The 16,737-nt window shown below is 41.8% G+C and carries 14 protein-coding genes; 6 read left to right on the forward strand and 8 right to left on the reverse strand.

Going from position 1 to position 16,737, the window contains the following annotated elements:
• The first annotated feature begins 63 nt into the window (after positions 1–63).
• Positions 64–639: a dCTP deaminase gene (gene dcd, locus DFP82_RS04400; protein ID WP_010199897.1), complete on the forward strand. Its 576-nt coding sequence runs from the start codon at positions 64–66 to the stop codon at positions 637–639.
• A gap of 79 nt (positions 640–718) precedes the next feature.
• On the opposite strand, the gene DFP82_RS04405 is transcribed toward dcd, so the two are convergent.
• From DFP82_RS04405 to DFP82_RS04430, 6 genes are all read right to left on the reverse strand, one after another.
• Entirely contained in the window at positions 719–1,156 is a 438-nt protein-coding gene (locus tag DFP82_RS04405) for a ClpXP protease specificity-enhancing factor (protein ID WP_110922519.1), read from the reverse strand.
• Positions 1,157–1,290: 134 nt separating this feature from the next.
• Positions 1,291–1,905: a glutathione S-transferase N-terminal domain-containing protein gene (locus DFP82_RS04410; protein WP_110922520.1), complete on the reverse strand. Its 615-nt coding sequence runs from the start codon at positions 1,903–1,905 to the stop codon at positions 1,291–1,293.
• Positions 1,906–2,113: 208 nt separating this feature from the next.
• A complete protein-coding gene (locus DFP82_RS04415) occupies positions 2,114–2,827 on the reverse strand; it encodes a cytochrome c1 (protein ID WP_110922521.1) in 714 nt (237 codons plus the stop codon).
• Positions 2,827–4,032 (reverse strand): cytochrome b, encoded by a 1,206-nt coding sequence (locus DFP82_RS04420; RefSeq protein ID WP_181416241.1) that lies wholly within the window; start codon positions 4,030–4,032, stop codon positions 2,827–2,829. Before DFP82_RS04420 ends, DFP82_RS04415 begins: the two co-directional genes overlap by 1 nt.
• 22 nt (positions 4,033–4,054) lie before the next feature.
• Positions 4,055–4,639 carry a ubiquinol-cytochrome c reductase iron-sulfur subunit gene (gene petA / locus DFP82_RS04425; protein WP_110922523.1) on the reverse strand — a complete coding sequence of 195 codons (585 nt, stop codon included), beginning with the start codon at positions 4,637–4,639 and terminating at the stop codon, positions 4,055–4,057.
• A 472-nt stretch (positions 4,640–5,111) separates the two neighbouring features.
• Positions 5,112–7,049 (reverse strand): ATP-binding cassette domain-containing protein, encoded by a 1,938-nt coding sequence (locus tag DFP82_RS04430; RefSeq protein ID WP_110922524.1) that lies wholly within the window; start codon positions 7,047–7,049, stop codon positions 5,112–5,114.
• Positions 7,050–7,274: 225 nt separating this feature from the next.
• Here DFP82_RS04430 and DFP82_RS04435 point away from each other — a divergent pair, with 225 nt between their 5' ends.
• From DFP82_RS04435 to DFP82_RS04445, 3 genes are all read left to right on the forward strand, one after another.
• Positions 7,275–7,559 carry a SlyX family protein gene (locus tag DFP82_RS04435; RefSeq protein ID WP_110922525.1) on the forward strand — a complete coding sequence of 95 codons (285 nt, stop codon included), beginning with the start codon at positions 7,275–7,277 and terminating at the stop codon, positions 7,557–7,559.
• A gap of 209 nt (positions 7,560–7,768) precedes the next feature.
• Positions 7,769–8,971: an OmpP1/FadL family transporter gene (locus DFP82_RS04440; protein WP_110922526.1), complete on the forward strand. Its 1,203-nt coding sequence runs from the start codon at positions 7,769–7,771 to the stop codon at positions 8,969–8,971.
• Positions 8,972–9,404: 433 nt separating this feature from the next.
• Positions 9,405–10,712 carry an OmpP1/FadL family transporter gene (locus tag DFP82_RS04445; protein ID WP_110922527.1) on the forward strand — a complete coding sequence of 436 codons (1,308 nt, stop codon included), beginning with the start codon at positions 9,405–9,407 and terminating at the stop codon, positions 10,710–10,712.
• A 557-nt stretch (positions 10,713–11,269) separates the two neighbouring features.
• Here the strand turns inward: DFP82_RS04445 and putP are convergent.
• Together putP and DFP82_RS04455 are read right to left on the reverse strand one after the other, a co-directional pair.
• The gene (gene putP / locus DFP82_RS04450) at positions 11,270–12,769 is read right to left on the reverse strand and encodes a sodium/proline symporter PutP (RefSeq protein WP_110922528.1); all 1,500 of its coding nucleotides are present in this window, start codon (positions 12,767–12,769) and stop codon (positions 11,270–11,272) included.
• Positions 12,770–13,270: 501 nt separating this feature from the next.
• Complete coding sequence (locus tag DFP82_RS04455; RefSeq protein WP_110922529.1) at positions 13,271–14,143, reverse strand: LysR family transcriptional regulator; 873 nt, start codon at positions 14,141–14,143, stop codon at positions 13,271–13,273.
• A gap of 461 nt (positions 14,144–14,604) precedes the next feature.
• Here DFP82_RS04455 and leuC point away from each other — a divergent pair, with 461 nt between their 5' ends.
• Positions 14,605–16,023, forward strand: coding sequence for a 3-isopropylmalate dehydratase large subunit (leuC, locus tag DFP82_RS04460; protein WP_110922530.1), 1,419 nt, complete (start codon positions 14,605–14,607; stop codon positions 16,021–16,023).
• Positions 16,024–16,065: 42 nt separating this feature from the next.
• The gene (gene leuD / locus DFP82_RS04465; RefSeq protein ID WP_110922531.1) at positions 16,066–16,716 is read left to right on the forward strand and encodes a 3-isopropylmalate dehydratase small subunit; all 651 of its coding nucleotides are present in this window, start codon (positions 16,066–16,068) and stop codon (positions 16,714–16,716) included.
• Positions 16,717–16,737: the final 21 nt, after the last annotated feature.

The following is a 16,737-nucleotide window of genomic DNA, read 5'->3' on the forward strand; positions in this document are numbered from 1 at the left end:
ATAATCGTCGCTATCAAAATACTGTTATCATAACCGCTATTAAATATTTGCTAAGGAACAACAATGTCTATCAAATCTGATCGCTGGATTCGTAAAATGGCCGAAGAGCATGGCATGATTGAGCCATTTGAAGCGGGTCAAGTACGCTTTAACGATGCTGGTGAGCGTTTGGTGAGCTATGGTACGTCAAGCTATGGTTATGACGTTCGCTGTGCCCCTGAGTTTAAAGTATTCACCAACGTACATTCAGTCGTCGTTGATCCTAAGAACTTCGATGAAAAAAGTTTTATTGATATCGTTGGTGACGAGTGTATCATTCCACCAAATTCATTTGCATTGGCTCGTACCATGGAATATTTCCGTATTCCACGTGATGTATTGACTATTTGCCTAGGTAAATCAACGTATGCGCGTTGCGGTATTATCGTCAACGTGACGCCGCTTGAGCCAGAGTGGGAAGGGCACGTCACTTTAGAGTTTAGTAATACCACCAATCTACCAGCACGTATCTATGCCGGAGAAGGTGTGGCGCAAATGCTATTTTTCCAAAGTGATGCTGATGACGTTTGTGAGACCAGTTATAAGGATCGCGGTGGTAAATACCAAGGTCAACGTGGTGTGACACTACCAAGAACCTAGATTAGGTCTTAGGCGATACGCAGCACAAAAAAAGCCAGTCATATTTTATATGACTGGCTTTTTTATATAGAAAAATCGACTATTTTAAGACTTTTAAGCCTGCTTTATTATCACGTTTTGGCTTGGGCGCAGTAGTAGGGGTTGTCTTAACAGTAACGTCTGAGTCTTCTTCAGGTACATAATTATCATATTCGTTAGGATCAAAGAACATGCCTTGTGAGTTCTCTTTTGCATAGATACCCAATACGGCAGTCAGTGGCACCCAAATTTCTTGCGATACACCACCGAAGCGGGCACTGAAGTTAATATAGTCATTTCCCATACTCATATTACCAGTTGCACGGCTAGCAATATTGAGCACGATACGACCATCTTGCACATGCTCTCTTGGAATCTGTACTTCTTCAGCAGTGGCATCAACCATGAGATACGGGGTAAGTGCATTATCTTCTATCCACTGATACAGTGCGCGCACCATATAAGGACGTGTTGGGGTAATAGAGGTGGTTTCGCTCATTTGATGATTTCCTATACGAATTATTTTTAATAGTGAACAGATACTTCTTGGAGTAGCTTGTTCATTGAAAAAACCTAAATAAATATTACTTAACTTCTATTCTAATAATTTTCTATTCTAAGCCAGCTGTCTAATCAACGCACACTTTTTTGAAAGCTATCACGTTCAAAGACACGCTTTTGATAATCAAATAATGGACGACTAATGGCACGAGGCAGTTCGATATTCATCTCTTCAAGTCGCCACAATAACGGTGCTAATAGTATGTCACACCAGCCAAATTCATCTGCCATAAAATAAGGTTTATGGGCAAACAAAGGCGACAAGGTAATAAGCGAGTCACTGAGCTGTTTTTTGGCAATCGTTGCTTGTGCTTTATTAAAACTATCTGGATGCATCAGTAATCGCTTGCCGAGTGAGAGCCAGTCACGCTGAATACGCCACGCTAATTGTCTGAATTGTGCACGTTCTTGCGGGGTATCAGGCAGTAGCTTGTTTGTATGATAGCGTTCTTCGAGATATTCAAAGATAACATTAATCTCATAAAGCGCAATTTCTCGCTGCTGCAGGACAGGCAAAGTATGATAGGGGTTTAGCTCGGTCAAATCTTCAGGACGCTCAGAGTGTAAACGTGATAAATAGTAGGCGAGCTTTTTTTCTTCAAGTAATAGGCGTACCACATGACTGTCGTAGCCGTCATCAGCATACAAAATCAGCTGACTACTTGGAATGTCGTTCGCATCAATCATGAAAGCCTAATGTTAATAGTAAAGACTATCATCGTAAACAAAGTTGCCCTGATTATCAAGGCAACGTACGTAAACATTGCTTGTGAGCGCTTTATTTGTCTACTTCTTTGGCGATAGTTCTACTATTTAATGGTTTATCAGAATAGAAAAAGGCACTACCGAAGTAGTGCCTAATATTATGCTCGTTTTTTATGTTTCTACTACTACCTTACTTTACATCTTTCCAGAATTCTTTGTTCAATAAGTAAACTGGGATGAGTAGTACTAATAAGAATAGAATCACAAAGAAACCAATCACTTGACGGTCATGACGAGCAGGTTCACCCATCCATGCCATAAAGTTCACTAGGTCACCAACTTCGCTCTCAAACTCTTCTGCACTCAATTTTTCTTGCATATTATGCAAGACGTGAGGCATAGCAGCATTTTTAAGCACTAGGTTATTAGCGCCCCAAGGACGATTTGGATCTTCATAAAACGACAGTAGGTAAGTATATACCCAATCATCGCCGCGTAGTCTTGTCTCAAGTGACAAATCCGGAGGCGCAGCACCAAACCAAGATGCTTGAATATCAGGATCAATCTCAGCAGTGATATGGTCGCCGATTTGATCGGTGGTGACCATCAGATACTTTTCAACAAGCTCAGGCGGTATTTCTAAATCTTTGGCAATGCGTGAATGACGAACATACTTGGCTGAGTGACACCCAGCACAGTAGTTCATAAAGATTTTAGCACCGTTTTGTAGTGAACCCTTATTGGTAAAATCAATAGGAGCTGTACTACAAGCCAGATGTTCATCAACGCCATCAGCATTAGTGAACGTACCACAGCCGCTACCTTCGGCCATTGCGGTACCAGCAGTCAAGGTTAATGCCGCGCCCAAGCCTAGACCAGCTAGGGATTTAATTAGCGTGTTCATTAGTGACCTCCGGTAACGCGTTCTGGTGGCTGTTTACACTTCTCAATAGCAGTGTAGAACGGCATCAATAAGAAGAATAAGAAATACAAGACCGTAAATATACGAGCCATTAATGTTGCTGTTGGGGTCGTTGGTGTTGCACCCAAGTAGCCTAGTACGACAAAGCTAATAGCGAATACTGTTAAAGCAATCTTAGACAATATGCCTTTATAGCGTATAGAACGTACTGGTGATCTATCCAACCATGGTATCAAGAATAGTACGGCAATTGCAGCACCCATCGCGACCACACCACCTAGCTTATCAGGAACTGCACGTAAAATAGCGTAGAACGGCGTGTAGTACCATACTGGTGCAATATGTGCTGGTGTTTTCAGTGAGTTCGCTGTCTCAAAGTTTGGTGGCTCAAGGAAGAAACCGCCGCCTTCTGGGAAGAAGAATACCACTGCAAAGAAGCAGATGAAGAACACAACAATACCAACCATGTCATGCACAGTGTAGTACGGATGGAATTCGATACCGTCTAATGGCACACCATTTTTATCTTTTAGCTTTTTAATGTCAATGCCATCAGGGTTGTTCGAACCCACGTGATGCAGTGCTACCAAATGCATAAATACTAAGCCTACCAGTACTAATGGAATAGCAACAACGTGTAGAGCAAAGAAACGGTTTAGCGTAATGCCAGAGATAATATAATCACCACGTACCCATTCAGCAAGACCATCGCCGATCACAGGTAGGGCAGCAGGAAGGTTCAAAATAACCTGTGCACCCCAGAATGACATGTTACCCCAAGGTAGTAGATAACCAAAGAAGCCTTCTGCCATTAGCGCTAGGTAAATACCCATACCGATGAGCCAAATAAGCTCACGCGGTTTTTGGTATGAACCATATAGTAATGCGCGGAACATATGCAAATATACCACGACGAAGAACGCTGATGCGCCAGTCGAGTGCATATAACGAATGAGCCAACCGCCTTTTACATCACGCATGATGTATTCAACAGATGCAAACGCCCCTTCGGCACTTGGGTTATACATCATCGTCAGCCAAATACCAGTCACCAATTGGTTAACCAGTACAATCATTGACAATACGCCAAAGAAGTACCAAAAGTTAAAGTTCTTTGGTGCATAGTACTTTGACATATGGTATTCATAGGTTTCGGTCGCTGGGAAGCGAGCGTCCACCCAATGCATTAACTTTTTACCCATACTCATATTAAGCCTCCCCAACCGTCAAGATGGTACCATCCATGTTGTACTCTGGAATAGGTAAATTAAGCGGTGCTGGAACGCCACTAAAGACGCGACCGGCTAAGTCATATTTAGACCCATGACACGGGCAGAAAAATCCACCAAACCAGTCATTACCACCCAAATCAGCTGCACCAACATCAGGACGATAGTTCGGTGCACAGCCTAGATGCGTACAAACGCCTTCGACGACCAACACAGTTGGTTCTAAAGAGCGAGTAGGATTGGTACAGTATTCAGGCTGTAACGATGCTGCAGACTCAGGATCAGACAATAATGGCTTGACTGACTCTAGTCCTGCAATCATTTCTTCGGTACGTTTAACCACATAGATAGGTTTACCACGGTATTTGACAACAATCATCTGTCCTGCTTCGATAGAACCAATGTCTTGGGTCACTGCAGCCCCTGCAGCCTCAGCTTTAGCGCTTGGATACCAAGAACGGACAAAAGGTGTTGCCACAGCAGCGACTCCAACTGCACCAATCGCGGCAGTTGAGGCAATAAGAACTCTACGGCGTTGTACATTAACGCCTTCGGCTTGGCTCATTAATACTTCCTCCAGGTGAATGAAATGGGATTATCCCACACTGGGTTTGTGACTTATAAAATATATAATATCAAGCCACTTTGGCTATGCCTAATTTTGCTAATTGTTGCTATTCTAAGCTATTTCGGTGATAAAATAAATTATTGCGTTAAAAATAAAGCAACCTTAATAGGATATATTATAAGGTTGAAAGCGATAACCTAAGTAAAGTAGATGGTTTATCACTATCTGGACTCTGTTTTCTAGCAAGGATTATAAATGCGGATGACCTTATAATTAATAAGGATATTTAGCAATAGCGAATGATACTTGAAATTAAGGTAACTTTCACTATCTAACTGCTTTGTAAGTCGCTATAAACGAATAATCACCACTTTGTACAATCAAGTGGTGATTATTTTGTAATATTTAACTGCTTACCACTATAAATGCTCATCAAATAAGCACTTATCAAAGAACCTAAAACAAATACTTAACCCTCTAGCGTACTCCAGCGTTCAAGCTTGCTCATCATCTCGTCTTCGATAGTCAATAGACGCTCACTAGCAGCAGTCGCCGCATCAAAGTCGCTATTGAACCAAGAGCCATCTGCCAGTTTTTCTTGTAGATCATTTTGTTCAGCTTCTAATGCCGCGATTTCTTTTGGCAAATTATCCAGTTCGCGTTGATCATTAAAGTTAAGCTTCTTGGCTGCTTTATTGGGTTTTGCGGCTGTTGGTTTATTGGCTGCTTTACCTGCTGTATTGATTACTGGTGCTCTAGCCGCCTTTGCTGCTTCTTCACGATTTTTTTGTACCAAATACTCTTGATAGCCACCGACATACTCGCTGACAGTACCTTTGCCATCTTCGTCTTCGCCAAATACCCATGTTGAGGTAACGACGTTGTCCATGAATGAACGATCATGACTGATGAGCAAAATCGTACCACCAAAGCTGGCGACTGACTCTTCTAATAGCTCAAGGGTTGCCATATCCAAATCGTTGGTTGGCTCATCAAGTACCAGAATGTTTGCAGGCTTTAATAACTGCTTGGCAAGTAGGACGCGGTTACGCTCACCACCTGATAATGCTTTGACAGGTGTACGTGCACGCTCTGGAGCAAACAAGAAGTCTTGCAAATAGCTCATGATGTGCGTCTTACGACCACCCACTTCTACAAAATCCGAGCCTTCTGAGACGTTTTGCGCCACACTGGCTTCAAGGTCTAACTGATCACGCAACTGGTCGAAGAAAGCGATTTTTAGGTTGGTCCCTAATTCAACACTACCAGACTTTGTGACTTCGTCATCAGACATATCAAGTAGGGCTTTAATAAGGGTGGTTTTACCAGCACCGTTAGGTCCGACAATACCGATTTTATCACCGCGCATGATAGTCGTCGTAAAGTTTTCAACCAATACATTGCCGTCATACTCAAGATGTAAGTTTTTAACTTTACAGACGAGCTTACCGCTTTTCTCGCCTTGACCCATCGTGATGTTGACATTACCAACTTGCTCACGGCGATCACTACGCTCTTCACGTAATGCTTTTAGCTCACGGACACGGCCTTCGTTACGGGTACGGCGGGCTTTGATACCTTGACGAATCCAAACTTCTTCTTGTGCCAGCTTTTTATCAAAGTTAGCGTTATTTTTTTCTTCAGCCAGTAACTGTAGCTCTTTTAGCTCTTGATAGCGTGCGTAGCCACCTTCGCCTTGAGTGACGTCATAGCTGGTCAATTGACCACGATCAAGCTCAATGATGCGAGTCGATAGTTTGTTAACGAATGCTCTATCATGGGTGACGAACAATAGTGTCAGACCTTGCCAGTCTAATAAAAAGCGTTCTAACCATTCAATACTATCAACATCCAAATGGTTGGTTGGTTCATCGAGAAGCAGTACATCAGGTTTGGTTACCAAAGAGCGTGCCAGTAGTACACGGCGCTTACGGCCACCTGATAATGAAGACAAATCATCGTCTGGGTTGAGCCCCATGGTTTTGATAAGGCGGGTAGCTTCGCGCTCTAGATCCCAACCATGTACGGCATCGATATCATGTTGCAAATCAGCCATACGCTCGCAGGCATCCATATCGCCATTCGCACATAAGTCAGTTTGGGCGTTATAGTTGATAAGCAGATCGGCCGTGCGGCGGCTGCCACCCATCACGATATCCAAAATACGTCCGCTGGTTTCAGGAACGTCTTGTTCTAGCATCGCAACACGTACGCTACTATTGATAATAACTTCGCCACTATCAGGTTGTAAGGTGCCGCTAATCAGCTTAAATAAGGTAGATTTGCCTTCGCCATTACGGCCAATTAGACAGACACGCTCGCCTGCTTCAATAGCAAAATCAATGCCATCAAGTACAGGAGCGACGCCAAATGCAAGGTGAATATCTTTTAAATGTATCAGTGCCATAGAATATCTTAAGCTTATATAATAGTGAGGTAGGGGTTGTTGCAGAATTGCTAGCAGTATAACATGCCACTACGTGACTGTAGTGCGTGTAAATGGTTTTATACACACTATTTATAGCTACTGTTTTAAAAGTCTTATTTTTTAATAGCGGTAATATATCGGTTACTTATTTGCTTACGTAACCAATCCTACTAGCTTTATATTTACGATAACTCAGAGAAAGACATGAATCAATCTAACACTCAAGACAATGTTCAAACCGATGCTCAAAACGATGACTCAACTGTGCATGCTGAATCACAAACGCAACAAGTCATTGACCTTCAAATGAGCATGGCGCATCTTGAGATGACAGTAGAGAGACTCGATGCGGTGATTGCACGTCAAGATAAAGATCTTCAGACATTACAGCGACAGTTGCAGCTGATTTATAAGCAAGTGGATAGTCAAGATATAGAAACGGGCATTGCACCATTTGATGTGATGGCAGACAGACCGCCTCATTATTGATATATATAAATATTGAACCGTTAATAAAATTATATTCACTTTTTCGCATAAATATGCTATCTAATGACTCTCTGGTCATAAAGAAGAAATAATGTATTCTTATGGTTGTTTTAATGTTTGAAAATCATTACTATTCTCCATCTCGGATGCTGCTTACTCATCAAAAACGGGTATAGCAGTAAAACAATGCGGATGTTTGGAGATATACAATGCGGGCCACTTTTCACTTAAAAACTCTTACAGTAGCTGTTGCTGCACTTTCTATTACTAGCATTGCTAGTGCTGCTGGTCTTGATCGTTCAGGCCAAGACATCACCGCATTCCTACAAGACGGCACTTATGCTGAAGCCGTCTATACTTATATCGATGCCGATGTAACTGGTAAAGATTCATCTGGTAATAAAATTAGTGACATCGCAGAATCTTATGATTTCTTTCGTTATGGTGTAAAAGCAGATATCAATGACACTTATAGTGTTGGTATCTTATATGACGAGCCTTTTGGTGCGGCGGCTGACTATAGTGGTGACAATAACTTTGTAAATGCGAGCGGTGAAGGTACGAATGTAGAAGTACGTACTGAGAGCATTACTACTATCGTTGGTGCCAAGTTTGGTGAAAACAAGAACTTCCAAGTATATGGTGGTCCAGTGGCTCAACGTGTAGAAGCGGATGTAAAGCTGCGCGGTCCAGCTTATAGTGTCGCTAATGGTTATACGACGCATATTAGCCCTGATCAAGAGTATGGTTATATTGCTGGTATTGCCTATAGCAAGCCTGAAATAGCATTAAAAGCAGCCTTAACTTACCGCTCAGAAATTGAACATAATGCGCAATCATCTGAAACTTATCCAAACGCTGTTCTTTTTGGACTTCCAATAAATAGCGGTGAAAGTATTGAGATTACGACACCTCAATCAGTGAACTTTGATTTCCAAACCGGTATTAACCCAACAACTTTAGCAACTGCCAAAGTACGTTGGGTACCATGGAGCGATTTTGCAATTACTCCATCATCGTATAATAATGTTAGCCAAGTATTGGCAACAATACCTCAGGGTGCTGGTATCCCTGCCGAAGGTTTAGATTTAGTAAGTTATGATAAAGATCAATGGGTAGTTGAGCTAGGTCTTGCCAAACGTCTGTCACCAGTATTGGCAGTTAGTGGTAATGTGGGTTGGGACAGTGGTGCTGGCAACCCTGTGACTTCATTAGGTCCTATCGAAGGCTATTATAGCGCTGGTTTAGGTGCTAAGTATAACGTGACTGAAAACTGGGCAATCTCAGCCGGTGGTAAATATCTGTGGTTCGGTGATGCTGAAGGTCAAATACCAAGCAAGACGATTGTTAGTGATTTCGAAAGCAACGACGGCTTCGTACTTGGTGTAAAGGTTTCTTACCAAGCACTATAATAAAGTATAAGCTGCTTACATTGTTATAGCTTAAGATTAGTCAAATAAAAAGCGATCCATTTATGGGTCGCTTTTTTTGTGGCTTTCTGTCTGTAAATAGGTAGGTTTTCTACATGAAAATGAATGACAAAACGTAAATTACTTCCGATAATTTTAGTTATGAAATTTCCAGTCATTTATTAGGTTAGAGAAATGTTGGTAATAATTTAGAAATAATCAAACATAAATAGTAAGGTAACAGTATCTTACAGATATGTTGCGTGTACTGTTCAGTCATAATTGGGAAATAAAGCACTTTAATTGTTGTTTTAGTGTCAAAAAGGCATTAGTATTCATCTTAGGACACGACTTTGATAATCTCAATGTTAAGCGCAGTAATGCTGCATATTGGTTATTAGAGTAGTAATACAACAAGGATCGTTGGAGATACACAATGCGCAATCACTTTCATTTGAAAACCCTCGTAGTAGCGATTGCTACTCTCTCTATAGCCAGCGTAACGAACGCTGCTGGTCTCGATCGTTCAGGTCAAGATGTCACTGCCTTTTTCCAAGATGGCACCTATGCTGAAGCCGTTTATACCTACATCGATGCTGATGTGAGTGGTTACGATAGCTCAAACAATAATAACAGCACTAATGACTATACACGTGGTGATAAAACGGGCGATATTGCTGAAGCCTATGACTTTTTCCGCTATGGTGTAAAAGCCGATATCAATGATACTTTCAGTGTTGGTGTGTTATATGATGAGCCTTTTGGCGCGGCTGCTGAATACACTCAAAGTAATTTTGTTGCGAGCGAGAGCTTAGGTGGGTCTGTCGGTGAATTAGTAGCTGATGGCGTTGATGGGCAAACTGCAGGTGCTATAGCAACAGCTGAAGCCACTGGTGCAGGCGAAAACACTAACGTTGAAGTACGTAGCCAAAGCCTAACAGGCATGCTTGGTATGAAATTTGGTGCTAACAAAAACTTCCAAGTGTATGGTGGCCCAGTGGCACAGCGTATTCAAGCAGAAACCAAACTACGTGGACTGGCTTACGGCCCTGCCAGTGGTTACACCTCAACCAGTAATCCTGATATGGATTATGGTTACATAGCAGGTGTTGCTTATTACAAGCCTGAGATTGCTCTAAAAGCGGCGCTGACGTACCGTTCTGAGATTGAACACAATGTAGATATAGCTGAAAGCTATCCTCTCAGATCTATTATATCTGGAGGTGCACTTTCAGCCAATCAGAAGAGTAATTATGAAATTACTACGCCTAAATCAGTGAATTTTGATTTTCAAACCGGTATCAATCCTACGACACTAGCGACGGCAAAAGTACGTTGGGTACCGTGGAGCGATTTTGTCATCACACCACCGTTATATAACGAAGTCAGTAAAGCAAATTATGGTCCGGATGGTCTAAATTTAGTTGAGTATGATGATGATCAGTGGCAAGTAGAGCTTGGTCTGGCAAAGCGTGTAGCACCAGCACTAGCAATCAGTGGTACGGTTGGTTGGGATAGTGGCGCTGGTGATCCAACAACGTCACTAGGTCCTGTTGATGGCTACTATAGTGTTGGTCTTGGTGCTAAGTACAATTTCACTGAGAACTGGGCCGTATCAGCTGGTGGTAAATATCTGTGGTTCGGTGACGCTCAAGGCTCACTACCAACTGACAAAATTGTTGCTGACTTCCAAGACAACGATGGCTTCATCGCTGGTCTAAAAGTTTCTTATCAAGCAAAATAGTATTAACTGATATGTAGTAAAAAAAAGCGATCTGCTAAAGGTCGCTTTTTTATGGCGTGTTTTATATGGACTTTCTTATAAAGAGTTTAATAACGAATAATAGGACATGCTGTTCAGTGAAAAAATGCTGATTGCTGCAATCGTTATAAGTAAATATAGGGCAGGTGATAAATTACTGTGGTTAAGTAGACTGAAGTTATAGAGGGGGTTTAAGGTAAGCTATCGAGTTTCAGCTTGTATGCTATGTGGGGTTATTTGAGAAGTATAGCGCTACGATTGGATACTATAGCGATCTATTGATGGAATCTTTACATGACAGTCTGAAAGAATAATTAACGACTGTTTATATCCTTTCACAAAGAAAATAGAGGTATTGGTACTGTCGTTATAGCAATTTGGCATTGCCAACACACGGTAGGTACTAAGCGACAAGCCCAAAGTGAGTTGATTTAAGTTCTAGTTACTTTTCTCTTTTGTATTAATTGCAATCAACAAAAAAGCCTCGCCAATGATGGCGAGGCTTTTTTATTGTAGTAAGCTAAAAGTGCTAAACAAAGTTACTTGTTTAGGTTCAGCTCCATCTCTTCGAACTTAGCAGATACTGAAGGTCTTGGACCACCAGTCATGATACTAACAGCAAAGATTGCGATCGTACTTAATACAAAGCCTGGAACGATAGCATATAACCAGCTATTCAATGCCATACCATTCATCTCGAATGGACCATATATCCATAGAATGACGGTCAAAGCACCAATGACCATACCAGCAACCGCACCGTTGCGGTTCATACCACGCCATATCAAGCTAAATATAACCAATGGTCCAAATGCTGCACCAAATCCAGCCCATGCGTTAGATACAAGGCTTAGTACAGAGCTTTCAGGATTAGAGGCAAGTAAGATTGATACTAGAGCAACGGCGACTACAGAAATACGTCCAACCAATACTTGGCGAGCTTCTGGTGCATCTTGATCAAAGAACAATTTGTACACATCTTTGGTTAGTGAGCTTGATACCACCAATAGCTGTGAAGAAATCGTACTCATAATAGCGGCTAAAATAGCGGCTAATAGGAAACCTGATACCAGTGGATGGAATAAAAACTGAGTGAATACTAAAAAGATAGTTTCAGGATCGTCTAGTGTCATCGCAGTTTTTTGTACATAAGCGCGACCAGCAAAACCAGTCATCAATGAACCTACAAGACTAACTACCATCCAGCTCATACCGATATTACGCGCAGTAGGAACGTCTTTTACTGAGCGAATCGCCATAAAACGAACGATAATATGTGGCTGACCAAAATAGCCTAAGCCCCATGCCATCAAAGAAACGATACCAATAACCGTCATACCACTGGTAATGTCTAGCAAACTAGGGTCAATGTTTCTAACAGCTGTTGTGGTGGCAGAAATACCACCTAAGTCTGTGAAAGCAACAACCGGTACGATAACCATGGCAAAAAGCATGATAACGCCCTGCACAAAGTCGGTCATTGACACGGCTAAGAAACCACCAAACAAGGTGTATGCGACAACCACGCCTGCGGTGACCCATAGGCCTGTGCTGTAAGAAAGGTTGAGTGAGCTTTCGAATAGTTTACCACCACCTACTAAGCTGGCTGCGGTGTAAACAGTGAAGAACAAGATGATAACCACGGCTGAAATAACCCGTAGCATATGTGATTTATCTTCGAAGCGGTTGGCGAAATAATCAGGTAGGGTAATAGCGTTATCAGCTACTTCGGTATAAACACGAAGACGCGGTGCCACGATGAGATAGTTCAAGAATGCGCCTAATGTCAAACCAAGGGCAATCCAAATACTAACCACACCATCGGCGAACATATAACCAGGTAGGCCAAGTAATAACCAACCTGACATATCTGATGCACCTGCCGAAAGTGCCGTTACTGCTGGACCTAAGTTACGACCCCCTAACATATAGCCTTCAGTATCATTGGCTTGCTTAAAATAAGCGTAAATGCCAATCCCAATCATCACTAAGAAATAGGCGCCGAGTGATATCAGCACGCCACTAGAAACTCCGTTCATATAAATGATCCTTAACCAACCATGTTGGCTGTAATTATTTTTAACTATAAATATTAAGTGTTACAAGACGATGTCCAAAACAATATCTAAAGACAAAAAAAGCCATTAAGTAGGACATAATGGCTTTTATTTAATATCTGTTGTTAGTTTTATATGATTGATGCTGTTTTAGGGCGAATACTAATTAAGCAGTCATTTGAGAGTAATAGAAATATTACGCTCTTTCTATCTGTCTCAATTACTCGCATTTGCTCGTTATATATCAATATAAGCCGCCTGTATAACCAATCATTTAAAACCATCAAACCTACTACTAACCATCATATCTTACTAGAAGTCTTCAATATATGACTATCAGTGTTCATATGGTAAGTTTTTGTTATGTAGACAACGCCGAGTGTATTATAACGTATGACTGACGCAAATGCGAATAGCGTGCTTTTTTGACCCAATAAATTGTCCTAATTGTAACTATAGAAATTGATCTTTAGAGAGCAGTTTTTATTCGATAGGAGCAAGCAAGTCTAGCAAAGCAGTAACACTACTAGATTGTGTTAGTTTTGGATTGATTACAACACCCAAATGACGCTGTAGCTCAACGTTATCAGCCATATCGATACGTTCCAAATCTTGACTGATCATGGTCTGTGGCAACACTGACCAACCAAGCCCAACAGAAACCAACATGCGAATAGACTCAAGTGGATTAGTGCTCATCGTGGCATAAGGCTTGAGATTGTGCTTGGCGAATTCAGCCAAGGTAATCTGACTGGTAAAGGTATTGGCAGATGGCAAAATAGCAGGATAACGTGCCAATTGCTCTAAGGTGACATTAGACTTGGTCGCTAAAGGCGATAGAGTGCCTGTCATAAAGTAGAGAGGATCTGACCATAGCGTGTGATAGGTCAAGCGCTTATCATAAACCGGTGGCAGCGTGACGAAAGCCAACGATAAATCACCGTCTAACACGGCCTTGTGTGCTTTTTCTGAATCAACGAAATGTACTTCTAACTGTACGGCAGGATAAGCTTGAATAAAGTGTTTAAGCACAGGGGCTAGATGATGCAAGCCTATATGATGACTGGTGCCGATGACCAGTTTGCCAGATACGATATGTTGAGAGTGCTGTAGGTTAATTTTGAAATTTTCATAATCTTCTAACCAACGTTTGGCATGTGGTAGCATCTCATTGGCTGCTTGTGTCGGTACAATCCCGCGTCCTACTGTGTCAAACAACGTAATATTAAATTCATCTTCTAGATTTTTGATGCGTTTACTGACAGCAGGCTGAGTAATAAACAGCTTTTCTGCCGCGCCCGAAATACTGCCTGTGTGCATAACAGTGACGAAAGTCGTTAAGTTTGTGGTGTTCAAGCGGATGTCCTTAGCTACTTATCGAGCTATAAATAAAAGTTGGCTGGCCTAATCATAATGTATTAGAAATAAAAGTTTGCGTCTGGTCAAAAATCATCAATTATTATTATAGGATTAGCCTGCTATAATCACAAGACATCAGGACGTATTGTGACATATTTATTAGATTAACTTGATAAATGACGCTATAAAACTTGTTTTGAGCCTCAATTGCAGTAATAAATATAAAAAAATAGAGAATTGTTATTTTGTATTTATAGGTTTGTATTTATAGAGTAGAGATGTCCTGATAGATCTATTTTGATGAAAGTATTGATTGAAAAATGTCAGTTTTAAGCCAATAGGCATTGATAAGAAAATACCATCAAGCTGTTATACATAAATTTTAAATAGAATCCTCGTTTATTATGGTGTAAGCCATCGAGTAATTAAGTAGCTAGCAACCAATAAAGGATAGCAACATGGCCAGTCAAACGTTATATGACAAACTTTGGAACGCTCACGAAGTCACTAAACGTGATGATGGTTCGAGCCTAATTTATATCGATCGTCATCTACTGCATGAAGTGACAAGTCCGCAAGCATTTGAAGGTTTGGAATTGGCCAATCGAGCGCCATGGCGTTTGTCTGCCAATATCGCGAGTCCTGATCACAACGTGCCAACGGTGTCTAAAGAGCGCTTAGAAGGGGTGTCTGGTATCAAAGACAAAGTATCACGCTTGCAAGTGGTTACCTTGGATGATAACTGTGCCAAGTTTGATATCGCTGAATTTACGATCAACGATGCTCGTCAAGGAATTTTGCACGTTGTTGGTCCTGAGCAAGGCCTCGTATTACCAGGTATGACCGTCGTTTGTGGTGATTCGCATACAGCGACCCATGGTGCACTTGGTTGCTTGGCACATGGTATCGGTACGTCTGAAGTTGAACATGTATTGGCAACTCAATGCCTGATTCAGAAAAAATCAAAAAATATGCAAATTCGTGTGACTGGTCAGCTAGGTGCTGGCGTGACCTCGAAAGATGTTGTACTGGCCATCATCGCAAAAATTGGTACAGCGGGTGGCACAGGCTACGCGATTGAGTTTGCAGGGCAAGTATTTGAAGAGATGAGTATGGAAGGTCGTATGACCGTCTGTAACATGGCCATCGAAGCAGGTGCTCGCGTAGGTATGGTTGCGGTCGATGACATCACTATCGATTATGTGAAAGGCCGTCCTTATGCACCAACGGAATCACAATGGCAACAAGCTGAAGAATACTGGCGCACATTGTATTCAGATGATGATGCAGTATTTGACAGCGTGGTCGAGATTGATGGTAGCCAAATAGCGCCGCAAGTGTCCTGGGGTACATCACCTGAAATGGTCGTCGACATCACTCAGTCAGTACCAACACCTGATCAAGCTGTGGATGAAGCACAAGAAGAAGGTTGGTTACGTGCCTATACTTATATGGGTCTAGAAGCGGGTCAAAAAATTACCGATATCCAACTAGATCGTATCTTTATTGGGTCATGCACCAACTCACGTATCGAAGATTTACGTGATGCAGCAGCGGTAATTAAGGGCCGTAAAGTAGCTAACAATATTAAAGAAGCCATTGTCGTCGCTGGTTCTGGTCAAGTGAAGTTACAAGCAGAAGCAGAAGGTTTGAATACCTTGTTTACGGACGCTGGATTTGAATGGCGCGAGCCGGGCTGTTCTATGTGTTTAGCCATGAATGCCGATAAGCTTGAGCCACAAGAGCATTGTGCCTCAACCTCCAACCGTAATTTTGAGGGTCGTCAGGGTAATGGTGGTCGTACGCATTTGGTTAGCCCAGCGATGGCAGCAGCAGCAGCATTGGCCGGTCACTTTGTAGATGTGCGGACATTCTAAGACAGATACACATCAATAAAAACATCATTGATAGGAAATTTTATGCAAGCTTATAACACCCAAACAGGTATCGTCTGCCCTTTAGATCGCGCAAACGTCGATACCGATCAAATTATCGCAAAACAGTTTTTAAAATCTATTAAACGCACAGGGTTTGGCGTCAATTTGTTTGATGATTGGCGCTATCTCGACGAAGGCTATCCAGGTCAGGACAATAGTACACGCATTATTAACCCAGACTTTATTCTCAATCAACCACGTTATCAAGGTGCTAATATCTTGCTGGCACGCAGAAACTTTGGCTGTGGCTCTAGCCGTGAGCATGCACCGTGGGCGCTTTCAGAATATGGCTTTCGTACCGTTATTGCACCAAGCTTCGCTGATATTTTTTATAACAACTGTTTTAAAAATGGCATGCTCCCAATTGTACTGGCGGAAGACATCGTTGATGCGTTGATGAAAGCTACCGTTGCTAATGAAGGCTACGAGCTGACTGCTGATCTTGAGCGTCAGGTCGTTATTACGCCAACAGGTGAAGAATATGCTTTTGAAGTGGATGATTTCCGTAAGCATTGTTTGCTAAATGGTCTTGATGATATCGGTCTTACTTTGCAGCAAAGCGATGCTATCAAAGAGTACGAGCAACAAATGATGCAAAAAACGCCTTGGATATTCAACGAAGTACGAGCCTAGGCAATTAATTGATAGCTATGG

Origin of the sequence: Psychrobacter fozii (assembly GCF_003217155.1) — a bacterium.
GTDB classification, from domain to species: domain Bacteria; phylum Pseudomonadota; class Gammaproteobacteria; order Pseudomonadales; family Moraxellaceae; genus Psychrobacter; species Psychrobacter fozii.

Excerpts from the sequence above, each read along its gene's own strand:
- putP (WP_110922528.1), bottom strand. The coding sequence starts at position 12,769 with ATGAACGGAGTTTCTAGTGGCGTGCTGATATCACTCGGCGCCTATTTC.
- DFP82_RS04440 (WP_110922526.1), top strand. The coding sequence starts at position 7,769 with ATGCGGGCCACTTTTCACTTAAAAACTCTTACAGTAGCTGTTGCTGCA.
- DFP82_RS04435 (WP_110922525.1), top strand. The coding sequence starts at position 7,275 with ATGAATCAATCTAACACTCAAGACAATGTTCAAACCGATGCTCAAAAC.
- DFP82_RS04420 (WP_181416241.1), bottom strand. The coding sequence starts at position 4,032 with ATGCATTGGGTGGACGCTCGCTTCCCAGCGACCGAAACCTATGAATAC.
- DFP82_RS04410 (WP_110922520.1), bottom strand. The coding sequence starts at position 1,905 with ATGATTGATGCGAACGACATTCCAAGTAGTCAGCTGATTTTGTATGCT.
- DFP82_RS04415 (WP_110922521.1), bottom strand. The coding sequence starts at position 2,827 with ATGAACACGCTAATTAAATCCCTAGCTGGTCTAGGCTTGGGCGCGGCA.
- DFP82_RS04445 (WP_110922527.1), top strand. The coding sequence starts at position 9,405 with ATGCGCAATCACTTTCATTTGAAAACCCTCGTAGTAGCGATTGCTACT.
- dcd (WP_010199897.1), top strand. The coding sequence starts at position 64 with ATGTCTATCAAATCTGATCGCTGGATTCGTAAAATGGCCGAAGAGCAT.
- DFP82_RS04405 (WP_110922519.1), bottom strand. The coding sequence starts at position 1,156 with ATGAGCGAAACCACCTCTATTACCCCAACACGTCCTTATATGGTGCGC.
- leuD (WP_110922531.1), top strand. The coding sequence starts at position 16,066 with ATGCAAGCTTATAACACCCAAACAGGTATCGTCTGCCCTTTAGATCGC.
- leuC (WP_110922530.1), top strand. The coding sequence starts at position 14,605 with ATGGCCAGTCAAACGTTATATGACAAACTTTGGAACGCTCACGAAGTC.
- DFP82_RS04430 (WP_110922524.1), bottom strand. The coding sequence starts at position 7,049 with ATGGCACTGATACATTTAAAAGATATTCACCTTGCATTTGGCGTCGCT.
- petA (WP_110922523.1), bottom strand. The coding sequence starts at position 4,639 with ATGAGCCAAGCCGAAGGCGTTAATGTACAACGCCGTAGAGTTCTTATT.